The 18,481-nt window shown below is 73.0% G+C and carries 17 protein-coding genes and 1 pseudogene; 11 read left to right on the top strand and 7 right to left on the bottom strand.

Annotation, left to right across the window (positions count from 1 at the left end; all coding sequences use genetic code 11):
* Positions 1-67: 67 nt before the first annotated feature.
* Positions 68-664, top strand: a pseudogene (locus IF02_RS0128465) (transglutaminase-like domain-containing protein); the annotation flags it as partial.
* A 71-nt stretch (positions 665-735) separates the two neighbouring features.
* Here the strand turns inward: IF02_RS0128465 and IF02_RS0128470 are convergent.
* Positions 736-1,458: a lysophospholipid acyltransferase family protein gene (locus IF02_RS0128470; protein ID WP_030161911.1), complete on the bottom strand. Its 723-nt coding sequence runs from the start codon at positions 1,456-1,458 to the stop codon at positions 736-738.
* A 235-nt stretch (positions 1,459-1,693) separates the two neighbouring features.
* On the opposite strand from IF02_RS0128470, the gene IF02_RS0128475 reads away from it, so the two are divergent.
* The 5 genes from IF02_RS0128475 to IF02_RS0128495 all read left to right on the top strand — a co-directional run bounded on the left by IF02_RS0128475 (position 1,694) and on the right by IF02_RS0128495 (position 6,332).
* On the top strand, positions 1,694-2,035 hold the full coding sequence (locus IF02_RS0128475; RefSeq protein ID WP_051696619.1) for a TlpA family protein disulfide reductase: 342 nt from the start codon (positions 1,694-1,696) through the stop codon (positions 2,033-2,035).
* Between the two features lie 298 nt (positions 2,036-2,333).
* Positions 2,334-2,867, top strand: a complete 534-nt coding sequence (locus IF02_RS0128480; RefSeq protein ID WP_030161915.1) for a flavin reductase family protein — start codon at positions 2,334-2,336, stop codon at positions 2,865-2,867.
* A 203-nt stretch (positions 2,868-3,070) separates the two neighbouring features.
* Positions 3,071-3,856, top strand: a complete 786-nt coding sequence (locus tag IF02_RS0128485; protein WP_030161916.1) for an electron transfer flavoprotein subunit beta/FixA family protein — start codon at positions 3,071-3,073, stop codon at positions 3,854-3,856.
* A 62-nt stretch (positions 3,857-3,918) separates the two neighbouring features.
* Positions 3,919-4,881 carry an electron transfer flavoprotein subunit alpha/FixB family protein gene (locus IF02_RS0128490; protein ID WP_030161917.1) on the top strand — a complete coding sequence of 321 codons (963 nt, stop codon included), beginning with the start codon at positions 3,919-3,921 and terminating at the stop codon, positions 4,879-4,881.
* 152 nt (positions 4,882-5,033) lie between these two features.
* The gene (locus IF02_RS0128495; protein WP_030161918.1) at positions 5,034-6,332 is read left to right on the top strand and encodes a DUF6986 family protein; all 1,299 of its coding nucleotides are present in this window, start codon (positions 5,034-5,036) and stop codon (positions 6,330-6,332) included.
* A gap of 67 nt (positions 6,333-6,399) precedes the next feature.
* Here the strand turns inward: IF02_RS0128495 and IF02_RS0128500 are convergent, their stop codons facing one another.
* Positions 6,400-8,853: a WD40 repeat domain-containing protein gene (locus IF02_RS0128500; RefSeq protein WP_234318356.1), complete on the bottom strand. Its 2,454-nt coding sequence runs from the start codon at positions 8,851-8,853 to the stop codon at positions 6,400-6,402.
* Positions 8,854-9,061: 208 nt separating this feature from the next.
* On the opposite strand from IF02_RS0128500, the gene IF02_RS0128505 reads away from it, so the two are divergent.
* Entirely contained in the window at positions 9,062-9,256 is a 195-nt protein-coding gene (locus tag IF02_RS0128505) for a hypothetical protein (protein ID WP_030161920.1), read from the top strand.
* A 10-nt stretch (positions 9,257-9,266) separates the two neighbouring features.
* Here the strand turns inward: IF02_RS0128505 and IF02_RS0128510 are convergent, their stop codons facing one another.
* Positions 9,267-10,304: a LacI family DNA-binding transcriptional regulator gene (locus IF02_RS0128510; RefSeq protein ID WP_030161921.1), complete on the bottom strand. Its 1,038-nt coding sequence runs from the start codon at positions 10,302-10,304 to the stop codon at positions 9,267-9,269.
* Positions 10,305-10,442: 138 nt separating this feature from the next.
* Here IF02_RS0128510 and IF02_RS0128515 point away from each other — a divergent pair, with 138 nt between their 5' ends.
* Positions 10,443-11,501: an NUDIX hydrolase gene (locus IF02_RS0128515; RefSeq protein ID WP_106977373.1), complete on the top strand. Its 1,059-nt coding sequence runs from the start codon at positions 10,443-10,445 to the stop codon at positions 11,499-11,501.
* Positions 11,502-11,566: 65 nt separating this feature from the next.
* Here IF02_RS0128515 and IF02_RS0128520 read toward each other — a convergent pair whose 3' ends face one another.
* Positions 11,567-12,256, bottom strand: a complete 690-nt coding sequence (locus IF02_RS0128520; RefSeq protein WP_030161924.1) for an MBL fold metallo-hydrolase — start codon at positions 12,254-12,256, stop codon at positions 11,567-11,569.
* 242 nt (positions 12,257-12,498) lie between these two features.
* The gene (locus tag IF02_RS0128525) at positions 12,499-13,863 is read right to left on the bottom strand and encodes a dipeptidase (RefSeq protein ID WP_030161925.1); all 1,365 of its coding nucleotides are present in this window, start codon (positions 13,861-13,863) and stop codon (positions 12,499-12,501) included.
* Between the two features lie 329 nt (positions 13,864-14,192).
* Here IF02_RS0128525 and IF02_RS0128535 point away from each other — a divergent pair, with 329 nt between their 5' ends.
* Positions 14,193-15,428, top strand: a complete 1,236-nt coding sequence (locus IF02_RS0128535) for a geranylgeranyl reductase family protein (RefSeq protein WP_051696623.1) — start codon at positions 14,193-14,195, stop codon at positions 15,426-15,428.
* 211 nt (positions 15,429-15,639) lie between these two features.
* Here IF02_RS0128535 and IF02_RS0128540 read toward each other — a convergent pair whose 3' ends face one another.
* The gene (locus IF02_RS0128540) at positions 15,640-16,098 is read right to left on the bottom strand and encodes a nitroreductase/quinone reductase family protein (RefSeq protein WP_030161929.1); all 459 of its coding nucleotides are present in this window, start codon (positions 16,096-16,098) and stop codon (positions 15,640-15,642) included.
* Positions 16,099-16,244: 146 nt separating this feature from the next.
* Here IF02_RS0128540 and IF02_RS0128545 point away from each other — a divergent pair, with 146 nt between their 5' ends.
* Both IF02_RS0128545 and IF02_RS0128550 read left to right on the top strand, forming a co-directional pair.
* Positions 16,245-16,943: a TetR/AcrR family transcriptional regulator gene (locus tag IF02_RS0128545; RefSeq protein ID WP_030161931.1), complete on the top strand. Its 699-nt coding sequence runs from the start codon at positions 16,245-16,247 to the stop codon at positions 16,941-16,943.
* A 195-nt stretch (positions 16,944-17,138) separates the two neighbouring features.
* Positions 17,139-18,071, top strand: coding sequence for a spherulation-specific family 4 protein (locus IF02_RS0128550; RefSeq protein WP_078622392.1), 933 nt, complete (start codon positions 17,139-17,141; stop codon positions 18,069-18,071).
* A gap of 44 nt (positions 18,072-18,115) precedes the next feature.
* On the opposite strand, the gene IF02_RS0128555 is transcribed toward IF02_RS0128550, so the two are convergent.
* Positions 18,116-18,367 (bottom strand): DUF6332 family protein, encoded by a 252-nt coding sequence (locus IF02_RS0128555; RefSeq protein ID WP_030161935.1) that lies wholly within the window; start codon positions 18,365-18,367, stop codon positions 18,116-18,118.
* Between the last annotated feature and the right edge of the window lie 114 nt (positions 18,368-18,481).

Here is an 18,481-nt window from a genome sequence, read left to right on the forward strand (position 1 = left end):
TGAATAGATATACCCCCGACCGCAAATCCATTGATTCGCGGTCGGGGGTATGCCTATGCTCCGGGCCATGCAGCTGATCCCGCAAAGCCCGGATGCGCGCGCCTATCTGGCGGCAGATGAGGTCATCGACCATGACCACCCGCTCGTACGGGAGACCGCCGACGCCCTCTGGACCGCCACCGGCGACGCATATTCATACGTCAAGGTCGCCTTCGAGTTCGTCCGCGACACCATCCCGCACTCCGCCGACTCCGGGGACCTGCGCGTCTCCTGGCGCGCCTCGGACGTGCTGCGCACCCGCAACGGCATCTGCTTCGCCAAGTCCCATGCGCTGGTCGCCCTGTTGCGGGCCAGGGGCATCCCGGCCGGCCTCTGCTACCAGCGGCTCACCGAGGACGACGGCTCGAACCCCGTCGTGCACGGGCTGATCGCCCTCCGGCTGCCGGGGGCCGCGGACTGGGCCCGCCAGGACCCGCGGGGGAACAAACCAGGCGTGGACGCCCGGTTCGCACTGGACGCCGAGCGGCTCGCCTTCCCCGTACGCCCCGAACTCGGCGAGGTCGACTACCCCGAGCTGTACGCCGCGGCGCACCCGGCCGCGCTGGGGGCCCTCCAGGGGTCCGCCGACCGGCCGGAGCTGTGGCGGAACCTCCCGACGGAGATGGGAAGCGCACGTACGAACGGCCCCGCCGTGAACGGCGGGGCCGCAGGATCACCCGACCTGGTGGTGCGGGATCAGCCCGCTTCCTTGACCTGGGCGGCCGTCGGCGCGGTGCCGCCCAGGTGCGCCGGCACCCACCAGGTGTCCTCGGGGCCCTTGGGCTTGCCCGGGTAGGCGCTCTGCGCGGCGTCGAGCAGCTCCTGCACCCGCTCGCGCAGGCGGCGGGTGATGGCACCGGCGTACTGGTCGGAGGGCGCCTCGATCGGCTCGCCGACCCGCATCGTCACCGGGATGTGGCTGCGCTTGAGGTTCTTCGGGCGGCCCTTGGCCCACAGCCGCTGGGTGCCCCACAGCGCCACCGGGATCAGCGGGACGCCGGCCTCCTGGGCCATGCGCGCGGCGCCCGACTTGAAGCTCTTGAGGGTGAACGACTGGGAGATCGTCGCCTCCGGGAACACGCCGATGATCTCGCCCGCGCGCAGCGAGTCGAGGGCGTGCTGGTAGGCCGTCTCGCCCTGCTTGCGGTCGACCGGGATGTGCTTCATCGCGCGCATCAGCGGACCGGACACCTTGTGGCGGAAGACCGACTCCTTCGCCATGAAGCGGACCAGGCGCTTCTGCGGCCGCGCGGTCAGGCCGGCGAAGATGAAGTCGAGGTAGCCGATGTGGTTCGACACGAGTACCGCCCCGCCCTTGCGCGGGATGTTCTCCGTGCCCTTCATGTCGATGCGGATGTCCAGCGCCTTGAAGAGGGTGTGGGCGGCGCCGATCACCGGAGGGTAGACGAACTCAGCCATGAGGGGGAGACCCCGCTTTCTGCCTGGGGAGGTGCTCCCGGCCGGAAGTTACGGCTGCGTAGGTACGCTGCCCTTGGGGATCGTGCCCCATACGCGGGCTGCTGGCCAGCCCAGACGACCGTGCCCGAGGAGATTCTCATCACGCCGGGAATGCGGCGCGCGGCCGGGGCGCTCGGATCACCGTACGAACGCAATTCAATGATGCGGCAACGGGGTCCGCGGCGACGGGAGCAGCGTGCACGGCGATGAGGACGGGCAGGTCACGGGCCTGGCACGGCTGGGCGCGGCGGAACTGGGCGTACCGCTTGGGCGCCGGGCCACCCTGGTGCAGTTCTCCAGCGCGTTCTGCCAGCCCTGCCGGGCCACCCGGCGGATCCTCGCCGACGTGACCGGCCTGGTCGAGGGCGTCCGGCACATCGAGATCGACGCTGAGGCCCGTCTCGAGCTGGTGCGCGCCCTCGGCATCGAGAAGACACCGACCGTGCTCGTCCTGGACGCCGAGGGCCGGATCGTGCGGCGCGCGGTGGGGATGCCGCGCAAGGCGGACGTGATCGCCGCGCTGGGCGCCGCGGTATGACGCGCGCGGCGGCCGGCCCGATCATCGGCCCGGCGGTCGGCCCGACCGCCGGTACGCCGGTGCACGCGCCCGCACGCAGCGTGACGCGCCTCGCATCTGCCCGATGCGGCTTGACTGTGTACACGGGAGATCGCCAGGCTGGCGGCATGCGGTATGAACTCCTGCTTTACGGGCGGGCCCACGTGGACCTCGTCCGCTACGCGAGCGCGCGTTGTCGGGGCCACTGAACGAACCCGGTCCCCGACCCGATCCCACCGCGCCCGTGCCCGCCGCCTCCGCGGCAGAAGGAAGCACCTCCATGACGGCCCCGACCGCCTCCACCGTCCCCGCCACCGCCACCGCCGACTCCGGCCGGCCCGGCTCGCCCGACCTGCTGCGCTCCGTCTTCCGCCGGCATGCCGCGGGAGTGGCCGTGATCACCGCCGAGGACGGCGGCCGCCCCGTCGGGTTCACCGCGACCTCGCTCAACTCGGTCTCCGCCGATCCTCCACTGCTGTCCTTCACCATCGCCACGGGGGCCTCCAGCTGGCCCGCGATACGCGACTCCGAGCACCTCGGCGTCCACATACTCGGCGAGCACCAGGAGGACCTCGCGGGCCTGTTCGCCCGCAGCGGAGCCGACCGGTTCGGGTCCGGCACGGGCTGGGCCCCGGGTCCGTACGGGGTTCCGGTGCTGGACGGCGTACTGGCGTGGCTGGTGTGCCGGGTGGTGGCGCGCGTGCCGGCCGGGGCGCACCGGGTGATCATCGCGGAGGCGGTGGCCGGGGACCCCGCCGGGGAGGGCCGGCCGCTGCTGTACCACCAGGGCCGCTTCAACGCGCTGCGCGACTGAAACGTCCCTGCTGGGGCGGGTTCGGGCGGCGTTGGACAGATCACAGTTCACCGGCCTTGCCACCGCGGGGCACCCACGGTGTACTGGCGAGTAACATTCCCTTCGGAGCGCGGGCCGCCCCGACCGGGATCCGCCCGACAAGGCGCCTATGCTGCCTGCACAAGGCGGTATCAGAAAAAAGACGATGCGGTAGGAGAGCCGGCGTGAGCCTGAGGATCGTTGTCTGTGTGAAGTACGTGCCCGACGCCACCGGCGACCGGCACTTCGCCGATGACCTGACGGTCGACCGCGACGACGTCGACGGTCTGCTGTCGGAGCTCGACGAGTACGCCGTCGAGCAGGCGCTGCAGATCGCCGAAGACGCCGACGACGCCGAGATCACCGTCCTGACGGTGGGCCCCGAGGACGCCAAGGACGCGCTGCGCAAGGCGCTGTCCATGGGCGCCGACAAGGCCATCCACGTCGAGGACGACGACCTGCACGGCAGCGACGTCATGGGCACCTCGCTGGTGCTCGCCAAGGCGATCGAGAAGGCCGGCTACGACCTGGTCATCACCGGTATGGCCTCGACCGACGGCACCATGGGCGTGCTCCCGGCGATCCTGGCCGAGCGCCTGGGCGTCCCGCAGGTCACCCTGCTCTCCGAGGTCAAGGTCGAGGACGGCACCGTGACGGGCCGCCGCGACGGCGACTCCGCGAGCGAGCAGCTGGAGGCCTCCCTCCCGGCGCTCGTCTCCGTGACGGACCAGTCGGGCGAGGCCCGCTACCCCTCCTTCAAGGGCATCATGGCCGCCAAGAAGAAGCCGGTGGAGTCCTGGGACCTGGAGGAGCTGGAGATCGAGTCGGACGAGGTCGGCCTCGAAGGCTCCTGGACCGCGGTCGACTCCGCGACGCAGCGCCCGGCCCGCACCGCCGGCACGATCGTCAAGGACGAGGGCGAGGGCGGCAAGGCGCTGGCCGAGTTTCTGGCCGGCCAGAAGTTCATCTAAGAGCTTCGGCCGAAACCCTCTCGATCGCCCCCTGACTACTTCGCATTCGCAGGAGCATTCCCATGGCTGAAGTCCTCGTCTACGTCGACCACGCGGACGGCGCCGTCCGCAAGCCCACCCTCGAGCTGCTGACCCTGGCCCGCCGCATCGGCGAGCCCGTCGCCGTCGCCCTCGGCGCCGGTGCCGAGAACACCGCCGCCGTGCTCGCCGAGCACGGTGCGGTCAAGGTCCTGACCGCCGACGCCCCCGAGTTCACCGAGTACCTCGTCGTACCGAAGGTGGACGCGCTCCAGGCCGCGTACGACGCCGTCTCCCCGGCCGCCGTGCTCGTCCCCTCCTCCGCCGAGGGCAAGGAGATCGCCGCCCGCCTGGCGGTCCGCATCGGCTCCGGCATCATCACCGACGCCATCGACCTGGAGGCCGGTGACGAGGGTCCGGTCGCGACGCAGGCCGCCTTCGCCGCGTCCTTCACCACCAAGTCCCGCGTCTCCAAGGGCACCCCGGTCATCACCGTCAAGCCGAACTCGGCTCCGGTCGAGGCCGCCCCGGCCGCCGGCACCGTCGAGGCGCTCGCCGTCACCTTCGGCGCCCTGGCCACCGGCACCAAGGTCGTCTCCCGCACCCCGCGCGAGTCGACCGGCCGCCCCGAGCTGACCGAGGCCGCGATCGTGGTCTCCGGCGGCCGCGGCGTCAACGGCGCCGAGAACTTCCACATCATCGAGGAGCTCGCGGACTCCCTCGGTGCCGCCGTCGGCGCCTCGCGCGCCGCCGTCGACGCCGGCTGGTACCCGCACTCCAACCAGGTCGGCCAGACCGGCAAGTCGGTCTCCCCGCAGCTGTACATCGCCTCCGGCATCTCGGGCGCGATCCAGCACCGGGCCGGCATGCAGACCTCGAAGACCATCGTGGCCATCAACAAGGACGCCGAGGCCCCGATCTTCGACCTGGTCGACTACGGCGTGGTCGGCGACCTCTTCGCGGTCGTCCCGCAGCTGACCGACGAGATCAAGGCCCGCAAGGGCTGACCTGCGTCGATGCTGTGACTCGGGGCCGCGTGGTGACTCACCACGCGGCCCCGAGCTGTTTCCTGCAACCATTGACTAGACAATGTACTCATCATTAAATTCTGCTATGCGGATCTAAGCTTCCGTGAAGCGGAAAAAGAGGAGAGTGCACGATGGGTCAGCAGGAGAAGGTGGCGACGAGCCTCGCAGGCGCGGTCAGCGAGGGAATCAGCGCCTCCCTCGCCCCGGTGGACGCGGAGCTCGCGCGCCACTACCCGGGCGACCCCGGCACCCGCCAGCCCATCCACACGGTCTACGTCCCCGGTGACGTCTTCGCCGCCGACACCATCCGCTCCTGGGGCGACCAGGCCCTCGCCGCCCTCGACGAGCACGCCCCGGACGCCGCCACCTTCGCCAAGGTCCTCGGCATCTCCGACGAGCTCGCCGTCCCCGTCTACGACCGCGTCCGCGCCAAGCTGCGGCGCGAGCCCATCGAGGACCTCCGCGTCGACTTCGAGGACGGCTTCGGCGTCCGCTCCGACGAGGAGGAGGACCAGGCGGCCGCCCGCGCCGCCCGCCTCGTCTCCGAAGCCTTCTCCAACGGCACGAACGCCCCGTACATGGGCATCCGCATGAAGTGCATGGAGTCCAACGTCCGCGACCGCGGCATCCGCACCACCGACATCTTCCTGTCCGGGCTGCTGGAGCACGGCGGGCTGCCCGAGGGTCTCGTCCTGACCCTCCCGAAGGTCACGTACGCCGAGCAGGTCAGCGCCTTCGTCAAGCTGCTGGAGGCCTTCGAGACCGCCCGCGGCCTGCGCCCGGGCCGGATCGGCTTCGAGATCCAGATCGAGACCAGCCAGTCGATCGTCGCCTCCGACGGCACCGCCACCGTGGCCCGGATGATCGAGGCCTCCAAGGGCCGCGCCACCGGCCTGCACTACGGCACCTTCGACTACAGCGCCTGCGTCGGCGTCTCCGCCGCGTACCAGTCGAGCGACCACCCCGCCGCCGACCACGCCAAGGCGATCATGCAGGTCGCGGCCGCCGGCACCGGAGTACGCGTCTCCGACGGCTCCACGAACGTCCTGCCGATCGGCAGCACCGAGCACGTACACGAGGCCTGGAAGCTGCACTACGGCCTCACCCGCCGGGCCCTGGCCCGCGCCTACTACCAGGGCTGGGACATGCACCCGGGCCACCTGCCGACCCGCTACGCGGCGGTGTTCACCTTCTACCGCGAGGGCCTCGAAGCCGCTGCCGCGCGACTGAAGGCGTACGTCGCGAAGATCGAGGGCGACGTGATGGACGAGCCCGCCACGGCCAAGGCCCTGGCCGGCTACCTGGTCCGCGGCCTGGACTGCGGCGCGGTGGGTGCCGAGGAGGTCACCGCCCTGACCGGCCTGACCCGCGCCGAGCTGGACGCCTTCGCGATCCCGCGCCGCTCGGCGACGCTGACGGCGACCGCCTGATCCGCCGCGCGGTGGACGAGGCCCGGCCGGGGACGCCCCGGCCGGGCCTCGCGACGTCTTGCGCGTTTTACAGCGGGCCGATGATCCAGCGGTTCAGGGTTCCGTCCCGGCCCGCGGTGACGAGCAGGCTCCCGTCGGGGGAGAAGGCCACGGCGTTGACGGCCTCGTGGCCTTCGAGCGGACCGCCGACGCGCCTGCCGGTGGCCGGGTGCCACAACAGGACGACGCCGTCTTCGCCCGCCGAGGCCAGTAGCTGCCCGTCCGGCGAGAACGCCACGTCGTACACCGCGGAGCGGTGGCCGGTCAGCGGTTCGCCGACCGGCAGGCCGCCGTCCGGATCCCACACCCGTACGGTGGCGTCACCGCCCGCCGTGGCCAGTAGGGTCCCGTCCGGTGAGAACACCGCCGACCACACCGCGCCCTGATGGCCGAGCGAGACACCGTCGGGCAGCAGCGGCCTGCCGGGATCCCGCCACAGCACCCGGCCGTCGGCGCCGGAGGTGACCAGGCGCCGCCCGTCCGGGGCGAAGGCGAGCCCCACGACCTCGTTGGTGTGACCGCTGAGGGGCTCACGGAAACGTCTGCCGGTGGCCGGATTCCACAGCTCCACGGTGCCGTCCGTGCTCCCCGTGGCGAGCAGTTGCCCGTCAGGGGAGAACGCGAGGCGTTTCAGCGGGCCGCGGTGGTCGGTCGGCAGCTCCCGGACCCTCGCGCCGGTCACCGGATCCCGCAGGTACACGGTCCGGTTGGCGGACGCCGTGGCGAGCACGGTCCCGTCGGGAGAGAAGGCCAGGCACCAGGGCAGGGTGGCGAGCTGGGCCGGGGGCGGACCGACGGGCCGTCGGGTGACCGGGTCCCACACGTGTACGGACCCCGCGCCGGTGGTCGCCACGACGAGGCGGCCGTCTGGGGAGAAGGCCACCCTGATGAGGGCGGCTTCGGCCTGGACGGGCGGCAGCCGGACCGGCTGACGTTCGCGCAGGGCGACGGCCAGGGCTTTGGCCGCGAGCCGTGTCGTACGGGGGGCGCCGGACCGTTCGTACAGCATCACCGTCTCGTCGGACGACGAGGTGGCAAGCAGCCGTCCGGTGGTCGAGAAGGCGATGTCCTCGACCCGGCCGGCGTGGTCGCTCAGCGGCGGGCCGACCGGCAGGCCGGTGGCCGTGTCCCACAGGCGTACGGTCGCGTCGTCGGAGCCGGTGGCGAGGAGCCGCCCGTCGGGGGAGAAAGCCAGCGCACAGACCGGGCCGGCGTGGCCCCGGAGGGTCAGCGCGTCACGGCCGCCGGCCGCCTCGTACACGGACGTCCGGCCGTCGCGGTGGCCGAGGGCGAGCAGCAGCCCGTCGGGGGAGAGGGCGATCGCATCCGGAATGCCGGCGGCCGCGGCGCGGGGCGCACCGGCGACCCCTCCGCCGAGCAGGTCCCAGACCCGTGAACTGCGGGCGGCGGCGAGCAGCCGGCCGTCGCGGGCGAAGGCCACCGCGTCGATCGGGTCCGCGCCGCCGCCGTGGGTGACGACGACCGGGAGGCGGCCGACGGACAGGTCGCAGAGCCGTACGGTGCCGCCGAGTTCGAGGGTGGCGGCCATGCCTCCGGTCGGTGCGCAGGTGATTCCGGTGACGGGGGAGGCGTGGCCGGTGAGGGGCGGGCCGTCGGGGCGGCCGGTCGCGGGGTCGATCCGGTGGAGTACGCAGGGGTCTCTGGAGTCGGCCGCCAGCAGCCGCCCTTCGGGGGTGAACGCGAGGGGGTGCGTCGCGGTGAAGGGGGTGATGGTGCCGAGGCCCGTCGTGGTGTCCCACAGCTGGACGGTGTCGCCGCCGGCGGAGGCCAGCAGGCGGCCGTCGGGGGAGAAGGCCAGGTCCCGGACCGGGGCGAGGTGCCCGACGAGGCGGTGGCGGAGGGCGTACGGGCCCGGGCCGGCGTGCAGGCCGGGCGGTGGTCCGGCGGGCGGCCCGGGGGCCGGCCCGGGAGCCGGTCCGGGCATGGGCCGGGCGGGCGGTTCGGGATCCCAGGGCGGCCGGGCCTGTCCGGTGGGCCCGTGGGGTTCGCGGGGTTCGGCCGGACCGGCGGGTGCGTGGGGTCGGGCGGCCGTGTCGTGCGGGGCGGCCTCCCGGACCGCCTCCTCGGCCGCGGTGGCCGCCTGCGGCACACCGGTGCGTGCGCGGGCGCGCGAGTGCCCGGGAGGCTGGAGGGCGGCCAGTTCCTGCCAGCGCCGCCGCCAGACGGCGACTTCGGGGTCGGTGTGGGAGGGGACGGCGGTGCGCCGGCCGTACTCGTCGTACGACAGCAGGATCCGGATCAGTGCCATGAAGGTGTCGGGCCGGACGAGCCGCTTGCCGTTGAAGATCTCGCTCTGCGTGGCCACCGACAGCCGGAGCTCGGTACCGGAACCGGCCGCGCGCGCTTCGAGATCGCGGTACGAGGGCCTGCCCCGCTCGATCCGTAATCGTGTCAGATCATCGGTAAGCGCGGCGAGTCCCTCCTCGAAGGTCGTGAAGGTGCCGTTCGGCTGCGGCTCCATGTCCCCCATGTCCCCCCTCGGCCATGTGTGGCCGCCCAGGTTAGAACGACGTCGGCGGAACAGTCCCGAACTTTCCCGAACAGCGCGGAACGGCCGGCGCGTTCCGCCGAACACCCGTGTCGTTCAAGGTGTTTCCGGGGCGATCGGCTCGGACCGGGTTCGTTCCGTACGTGCCTGCCGACGGTTCGGCCGGGGGTGCAATCGAGCCATGACCACTCCACGTGAAACGGAACAGCCGTTCCTGTCCCTGCACGCCGCCGTCGTGCTCGTCATCGCCCTGCTGATCGGGTGCGCCGTCGGCGGGCTGAGCTTCATGGGCGGCGTCCCCGTCGCCCTCTCCGTACTCGCCGGGCTCACCGCCGCCGGCGGGGCCGTGCCCGTACTGCGGGGGCTGATCCGCTGAAGCCGAACCCTCACGCGGCCGGGGGGAGTTCTCCCGAGCCGCGGGGGATCAGCCGGGTCGGGAGTTCGATGCGGGCCGGAGCGAGGGCCGCGCCCGAGAGGCGCTGGAAGAGGCGGTCCGTGGCCACCCGGCCCAGGGCCGCCGCGTCCTGGGCCACCACCGTCACCCCGGGCCGCAGCAGGTCGGCCAGCTCGAAGTCGTCGAAGCCGACCAGGGCCACCGGCACCGGGTGCTCGGCCAGGACCCGTACCAGCGTCACCGTCACCCGGTTGTTCCCCGCGAAGAGCGCCGTGACGCGGTCCGGGCCCGTCAGCATCGCGCGGGCCGCCTCGCGGACGCGGTCCGGGGAGGTCGAGCCGAGGGAGACCCAGGGCTCCGCGACCGGCAGGCCCGCGTCCGCCATCGCCGCCCGGTAGCCGCGCAGGCGCTCCGTCGCCGTGTGGATGTGCGGATGGTCGCCGATGAAGCCGATCCGGCGGTGGCCGCCCCCGATGAGGTGCGCCACGCCCGCGCGGGAACCGCCGAAGCTGTCCGACAGCACCACGTCCGCCTCGATCCGGCCCGCCGGCCGGTCCACGAACACCGTGGCCACCCCCGCCCGGATCTCCGGCTCCAGGTAGCGGTGGTCGTCCCCGGCCGGGATCACGATCAGCCCGTCCACCCGGCGCGCGCACAGCGCCAGCGCCAACTCCCGCTCCCGGTCGGGGTCCTCGGCGCTGGACCCGTTGATGAGCAGTGCCCCGTGGGCCCGGGCCACTTCCTCCACGGCCCGGTTCAGCGGCCCGTAGAAGGGGTCCGCGAGGTCCTCCAGGACCAGTCCGACGGTGGCCGTACGGCCCTTGCGCAACACGCGGGCGCTGTCGTTGCGGCGGAAACCGAGCGCCTCGATGGCCTCCTGGACCCGGCGCACGGTGTCCGGGGTGACCCCCGCCTCGCCGTTGACCACGCGCGAGACCGTCTTGAGGCCCACGCCCGCACGGGACGCCACGTCCTTCATGGTCGGCCGGTTGCCGTAGCGGGGGTCGGACGGGCGGCGGGTGTGCGGCACGGGACGGAAACCTCCGGAGGCGGCGGGGCGGGCGGGGCTGGTTCTGACCTTTCCGACCTTGAGGATAAGCACTGGGCGGAGGAGCGGGTTTCCGTGGCAGGGTGATGCGGGCAAGCCACTGGGGGCTCCGGACGAGCCATGGGGAGAGGGGTAGACGTGATTGTCTGGATCAACGGCACATTCGGCGCCGGGAAGACCAGCACGGCCCGCGAACTGACCGGGATCCTGCCGGACAGCACCCTGTACGACCCGGAGCTCGTCGGCGACTCACTACGCCAACTGCTGCCGCGCAAACGCCTCGTGGAGGTCTCCGACTACCAGGACCTGCCGAGCTGGCGGCGCCTGGTGGTGGACACCGCCGCCGCGATGCTCGCGGAGCTGGGCGGGGTGCTGGTCGTGCCGATGACGCTGTTGCGGCAGGAGTACCGGGACGAGATCTTCGGCGGGCTGGCGGCGCGCCGGATTCCGGTGCGGCATGTGCTGCTCGCCCCGGCGGAAACGATCCTGCGCGAGCGGATCGCGACGCGGGAGGAGCCGGGGGACCCGGCCGACGCGGACGTGCGGGTGCGGCAGTGGGCGTACGACCACATCCCCGCCTACCGGCAGGCGCTGGGCGGCTGGCTGGCGGCGGACGCGCACGTCATCGACAACGGCGCCCTGAGCGTACGGGAGACGGCGGAGCGGATAGCCGAAGCCGTACGCACGGACGCGGCCCGGGTCTGCGACATCGTGCAGACGCCGGAGCCGACCCGGGAGACGGTGGCGGCCGGGGTACTGCTGTTCGACGACGAGGACCGGGTGCTGTTGGTCGATCCGACGTACAAGCCGGGCTGGGAGTTCCCGGGCGGGGTCGTGGAGGCGGGCGAGGCGCCGGGCGGCGCGGGGGTGCGGGAGGTCGCGGAGGAACTGGGCCTGGCGCTGGACGCCGTACCGGGGCTGCTGGTCGTGGACTGGGAGCCGCCGATGGCTCCGGCGTACGGGGGACTGCGGCTGCTGTTCGACGGGGGCCGCCTCTCGCCCGCCGCCGCCGCGGGGCTCCGGCTGCCGGGTCCGGAGCTGCGGGCGTGGCGGTTCGTCACGGAGGAGGAGGCGGCGGGCCTGCTCCCACCGGTCCGCTACGAGCGCCTGCGCTGGGCCCTGCGAGCCCGCGAGCGCGGCCGCCCCCTCTACCTGGAGGCCGGCCGCCCGACGCCATGACTCCCCTTGACTCCCCTTGACTCCCTTTGGCCGGGAGTTCGGCTCCCGGCCCCTCGGGGCCGCGGCTACGGGATGGCCGCGGCTGCGCGGAGGGTGGCCGCCGCGGCCTCGGTGAGCGGGTCTCCGTGGCCGAAGCAGGCCACCGACGGGGACAGCCCCGCCAGACGCCGGAACGAGGCCTGGGCCTGCGCGCGGTCCACGTTGAACACGCCCAGCATCACCTGTCCCACCCCCGCGATGCAGTCGCCCGCGAACAGCACTCCGTGGCGCGGCAGATGGATGCCGATGCTGCCCGGCGTGTGGCCGGGGGCGTGGACCACCACCGCGCCGCCGCCGAACGGGAGCACCTCCCCGTCCTCGACCTCCCGGTCGACCCGCGTCGGCGGCGCCTGCGGCACCGTCAGGCCGTGCGCGTACAGCGGGAGTTCCCAGTCCAGCAGGACCGGCTCCGGGACCGGGAGCTCGCCCCGGATCACCGGTGCCTCCAGCCGGTGCGCCAGCACCTGCGCACCCCAGCGCCCGGCGAGTTCCTCCGCGGCGCCGATGTGGTCGCGGTGGCAGTGGGTCAGGACGATCCGCTCCAGCCGCTCCGGGCGCAGCCCGAGGGAGCGGACGGCCTCCTCGATCGCCGCGGCGGCGCCGACGTGGCCGGAGTCGATCAGGGTCAGAGACTCACCGTCGCGCCACAGGTACGCCTGGCCGATCGGGAAGCGGAGCATGTGGAGCCGCTGCGGGAGTACTTCGACAAGATCCATGCCCCGAACGTACGTCCGCCGGCTCCGCTCCCGGCCGGCCTTTCACCGGGAGCGGATTTCGCCCGTGGCGCAGGCCGACGGGCCGACGGGCCGGCCGATCCGCAGGTCAGCCGATCCGCAGGTCGGCCGATCCGCAGGTCGGCCGATCCGCAGGTCGGCCGATCCGCCGATCCGCCGATCCGCCGATCCGCCGATCCGCCGATCCGCCGATCCGTCGGTCCGCCGATCCGTCGGTCAGCCGGTCAGCCGCGCTTGGACTCCGCGTAGTTGACCAGGAACAGGGCCTCGGCGACCGACAGCCGCTCCAGCTCCTCCGGCGAGACGCTCTCGTTCACCGCGTGGATCTGCGCCTCGGGCTCGCTCAGCCCGATCAGCAGCATCTCCGCCTCCGGGTAGAGCGAGTTCAGCGTGTTGCACAGCGGAATCGATCCGCCCATGCCGCTGATCTGCATCTCCTGGCCCGGGTAAGCCTCCTGAAGGGCCGCCTTCATCGACGCGTACGCCGGGCTGTCGGTGTCCGCCCGGAACGGCTGGCCCTGGCCCACGACCTCGAGGTCGAGGCGCGCCTGCCACGGGGTGTGCGCCACCAGGTGCGCCTCCAGCAGCTTGACGGCGGCGGCCGTGTCCACGCCCGGCGGCACGCGCAGGCTGATCAGGGCGCCGGCGCTCGCGTGCACCGAGGGGGTGGCGCCGACGACCGGCGGGCAGTCGATGCCGAGCACGGTGACGGCCGGGCGGGCCCAGAGCCGGTCCGCGATCGTGCCCTCGCCGATCAGCCCGACCCCGTCCAGCACCTTCGCGTCGGCGCGGAAGTCCGCCTCCGGGTACTGCAGGCCCTCCCAGACGGCGTCCGAGGCCAGGCCGTCGACGGTCGTCGAACCGTCCGCGGCGCGCAGCGAGTCCAGCAGCCGGATCAGCGCGGCCAGCGCGTCGGGCGCGGCGCCGCCGAACATGCCGGAGTGCAGGTTGCCGCCGAGGGTGTCGATCTTCACCTTGATCAGGCACATGCCGCGCAAGGTGGCCGTGACCGTCGGCAGGCCGAGCCGGAAGTTGCCCGTGTCGCCGATGACGATCGTGTCGGCGGTCAGCAGCTCCGGGTGCGCCTCGGCGTACTGCTGGAGACCGCCGGTGCCCTGCTCCTCCGAGCCCTCGACGATCACCTTCACGCTCACCGGCACCCCGCCGTTGGCCTTCAGCGCGCGCAGCGCCAGCAGGTGCATGATGAACCCGCCCTTGCAGTCCGCGGCGCCGCGCCCGTACCAGCGGCCGTCGCGCTCGGTCAGCTCGAAGGCGGGGGAGATCCAGGCGGCGTCGTCCAGCGGCGGCTGCACGTCGTAGTGCGCGTACAGGAGGACGGTCGGCGCACCCTCCGGGCCGGGCAGGAAGCCGTACACCGACTGGGTGCCGTCGGGGGTGTCGAGGAGCGCCACGTCCTGGAAGCCCTCGGCGCGCAGCGCGTCGGCCACCCAGTTGGCCGCGCCCTCGCTCTCGCTCTGCGGGAACTGCGCCCAGTCCGCCACCGACTGGAAGGCCACCAGCTCGCTCAGCTCCTGCTTGGCGCGGGGCATCAGCGAGGTGATGGTCTCGGCGATCGGATTCTGGGACATGGGCACGCTCCTCTTGGGTGCGACGTTGTGTAGGTGTACGCCGTGTACGCCTACGCCGTGTGGGTGTACTCGGCGGTCGGGTACGCCGCCCGCATCCGCGTGGTGGGCGTATGCCGGGTACGGCGAAAGACAGTCCCGATCCTCGCACAGCAGGACGGGGCGGACTCGCGCCGTAGGATTTCCCTGCATCGGAGCAACCGCATGATCAGGAGCAGCAGCACATCGTGAGCAGCGACGACAGCACCGTCGGGGGACCCGACTCAGTAGCAGGGCAGGCCGCTCAGGGGGCGGAGGACGGGGTGGCCGAGGTGCCCGGGGGCACCGGTGAGGTGTGGGACGTGGTCGTGGTCGGGGCCGGGCCGGCCGGCGCCTCGGCCGCGTTCGCGGCGGCGACGGCAGGGCGGCGCGTACTGCTGCTGGAGAAGGCCGAGCTGCCCCGGTACAAGACGTGCGGCGGCGGGATCATCGGGCCTTCGCGCGATGCCCTCCCGCCCGGTTTCGTCCTGCCGTTCAAGGACCGCATCCACGCGGTCACCTTCTCGCTGAACGGGAAGCTGACCCGGACCCGCCGTGCGCGGCAGATGCTCTTCGGGCTCGTCAACCGGCCGGAGTTCGACGCGGCGCTGGTCGCCGAGGCCGAGAAGGCCGGCGCCACCATCCGCACGGGGACGGCCGTCGCACGGGTCGAGCAGCACGGGGCGGCGGTGCCCGACCGGCGCACGGTCGCCGTGGTCCTCGCCGACGGGGAGACCGTCCTGGCGCGCGCGGTGGTCGGCGCGGACGGCAGCGCGAGCCGGATCGGCGCGCACGTCGGCGTCGAGATGGACCAGGTGGACCTCGGCCTGGAGGCGGAGATCCCGGTCCCGGAGACGGTCGCGGAAGACTGGAAGGGGCGGGTGCTCCTCGACTGGGGCCCGCTGCCCGGCAGTTACGGCTGGGTCTTCCCCAAGGGCGACACCCTGACCGTCGGGGTCATCTCGGCGAAGGGCGACGGGGCCGCGACCAAGCGGTACCTGGAGGACTTCATCGCCCGGCTCGGACTCGCCGGGTTCGAGCCCGTCATCTCGTCCGGGCACCTGACCCGCTGCCGCAAGCCCGAATCGCCGCTGTCGCGGGGCCGGGTCCTGGTCGCGGGCGACGCGGCCGGACTGCTGGAGCCGTGGACCCGGGAGGGGATCTCCTTCGCGCTGCGCTCGGGCCGGCTGGCCGGGGAGTGGGCGGTGAAGATCTCCGAGGCGCAGGACGCGGTGGACGCGCGCCGCCAGGCCCTGAACTACGCGTTCGCGGTCAAGGCCGGACTGGGCGTCGAGATGGGCATCGGCAAGCGGATGCTGACAGCCTTCGAGGCCCGGCCGGGGCTGATGCACGCGGCGATCACCGGCTTCCGTCCGGCATGGCGGGCCTTCGCCCGCATCACCCGGGGCGCGACGACGCTGCCGGACCTGGTGCGGACGTATCCGATCGCCCGCAAGGCGCTGCACGTCCTGGACGGCCGGCAGGCGCGGAACCGGGCCGAGGGCCCGGAGCAGGGCCAGGGGCAAGGGCAGGAGACGGAGAAGGCTTAAAGCGCCGGCCCGGCCCTGAGGGGGCGGGTGGTACGGCGGCCGGGCTCTTCCTGGCCGGCGGATGGACGAGGGTGGCGGTCTTGCCGGGTGTGCGGGCGAGGCCGCCGCTGCTTTTTGGGCGGGGCGGGGCGGGCGGGGGGCCGGCCGGGGTCGCCCGGGGTGCGGCAAGGGGTGCGGCCCGGGGTGCGCCGCGCCGCCTGAACCGTGCGCGTCAGTGTGACATCGTGATGCGGAAGACCGGGTGGTCGCCGGCGGTGGCCTGGAGCTCCGCGTCGGTGGACCGGGCGGTGACGCCCTGGAAGAACCGGTTGACCTCCCAGCCCCACTTCTCCAGGTAGGTGCGCAGCACGGCGGCCTTCTGCACCGGGTCGGTGATCTCGGTGACCGTGAAGGTGCGCACCTTGCGGCCCACGCGCAGCTCACCGCCGCCCGCCACCCGCATGTTGCGGACCCACTGCGAGTGGCCGCGCGCCGACACCAGGTACTGCTCGCCCTCGTACGTGTGCGGGTTGACCGGGATCCGCTGCATCTGGCCGGACTTGCGGCCGCGTACCGACAGCTCGGCGGAGCCGGCCAGGCTGATGCCGAGCCGGGCCAGCTTCCCGAAGAGGGCGTTGAAGCGGGTGGCGAGCGGACTTGCCTGGACGTAGTACGGGGTGGGCGCGTTCATGGCCTGCTCCGGGGTCGTTGGGAGAGCGGTGCTCTCGCTTGAGATCAGTGTGCACGGATTGCCGCTCCAAAACAAGAGCAGTGCTCTCTGAATGGAGCGACGCTCTGATTTTTGGGCAGTGCTCTGCCTTCTGGCACACTGCTCGTATGACTACCGTGCGCGGGGCCCGGGAGCGGGCCCGTATCGAGGTCACCGCCGCCATCAAGGACGAGGCGCGCCGCATGCTCGCCGCCGAGGGCGCCGCCAAGCTCTCGCTGCGCGCCGTGGCCCGCGAGCTGGGCATGGTCTCCTCGGCCCTCTACCGCTACTTCCCGAGCCGCGACGAGCTCCTCACCGCCCTCATCGTCGACGCCTACGACAGCATCGGCGCCGCCGCCGAGGAGGCCGACGCCCGCGCCCGCGCCGCCGGCGCCGCGCCCCGCGGGCGCTGGACGGCCGTCTGCGAGGCCGTCCGCTCCTGGGCCCTGGGCCACCCGCACGAGTACTCCCTGATCTACGGCTCCCCGGTCCCCGGTTACAGCGCCCCCATGGACACGGTCGCCCCCGCCTCCCGCGTCGGCAACACCTTCATCGGCATCGTCCGGGCCGCCCACGCCGGGCGCGGCCTCGCGCTGCCGCCGCTGCCCGCCGCCCTGCGCCCCGAGGCCGTACGGATGACCGCGGACTTCGCCGAGGGGCTGCCCCCGGAGGTCACCGCCGCCCTGGTCGCGGCCTGGGCGCAGCTGGTCGGCCTCATCTCCTTCGAGCTGTTCGGCCAGTTCAACCGGGTCGTCGAGGACCGCGCCACCTTCTTCACGCACGCGGCGGGCCAACTGGCCCACGGGATCGGGCTGCCCGCCGTATGACGGCCCGTGCGCCCGTGCGCCCGTCCGTACGACGGCCCGTGCGGCCGCGTGACGCGCGGGATTCACATGATGAGGTGACGGATCGCTTGTCTGTTCCTCATACCAATGCGAGTGGTTCGGCTTTCACCGAACGGGCGCCCGTCTAGTGTTCGTCGGGTCGTGCTCCTGCCCCCGCCCCTCGTCGGAGGAACAGCCATGGCCCGCGCCGTGAAGGCCCTGTACGCCGTCCTGGTCACCTCCTTACTGGCCGCCCCGGCGCCCGCCGTGCCCGCCTCGGCCGGCACCGCGGCCGAGGACGCCGTCCCGGCCCCGAGACCCCGGGCAGCCGGCGTGCGGGGACTGGAGATCGGCGTCCCCGCGTACGCATGGGCCGGGGACCGCATGCTCGGCGACCTCGTCGCCAGCACCCCCGCCGCGTCCGTGGTCGTCCTCAACCCGGGCAACGGCGACGCCCCCTTCGACGCCCGCTGGCAGGCCCGCGCCGACGCGCTGCGGGCCGGGACCACCGCCACCGGGGAGAAGACGAAGGTCCTCGGCTACGTCCACACGGACCACGGCAACCGCGACATCGCCGCCGTCAAGGCCTCCGTGGACAACTACCTCAAGACCCGCGACGGCCGGCTGCACGTGGACGGCATCTTCTTCGACGTCGTCAGCCGCGACTGCGGCCCCGGCAACGCCACCCGGGACCACTACGCGCAGCTGCGCGCGTACGTGCAGGACACCATGGACGCCGCGGACCCCACGGCCGCCGAGCTCGTGGTCGACAACCCCGGCACCGCCATCGCCGACTGCTACCTGGAGCCCGGCCACCGCACCGCGGACGTCTTCGTCACCTTCGAGGACACGTACGCCGCGTACACGGGAAGCGGCTGGCTCGGAGGGAACGTTTTCGCAGAGTCGGGCGGCTACCGCGCCGGTACGGAACTCGACCCGACCGGCACCGCGTTCTGGCACCTCGTCCACGCCGTCCCGGACACCACCGCCATGCGCACCACGCTCCGCACCGCCTTCGAGCGCGGCGCCGGCTACGCGTACGCGACCGGCACGCGGATGCCCAACCCCTGGGACGAGTCACCGAGTTGGAAGTACCGGAACCAGACGCTGTACGCCGCCACTCTGGGCTGACGGACGGGACGGCCGACGGCTGACGGCGGCCGGGGACGCGGCGGTCAGCGGCCGTCGTTCTCCGTGCGGCGGGCGAAGCGCCACAGGACGTGGGTGATCCGGAACAGGAACACCGCCCCCGCCAGGACCCCGGCCGTCACCGTGAGCACCCCGTCGGCGGTGGGGGAGACGTCGAAGACGAGGGCGGGGCCGTACACCGCCCCGAAGACGAGCGCGGCCGCGAAGCACCCGCTGACGAACGCGTAGCCGATCTCTATCGTGATCGCGTCGCGATCCGCCTGCGTCCGTCGCCCCATCCACGCAGTGTCACAGCCCGTACCGCACCGTCACAAGGGTGCCTCGGGGCTGCTTCGACCGCCCGCGAGGCACCCCCGGCCCCCAGCCCCGGCCCCGGCCCCGGCCCCCAGCCC

The sequence above is a fragment of the Streptomyces sp. NRRL S-244 genome, from assembly GCF_000717915.1.
GTDB lineage: Bacteria > Actinomycetota > Actinomycetes > Streptomycetales > Streptomycetaceae > Streptomyces.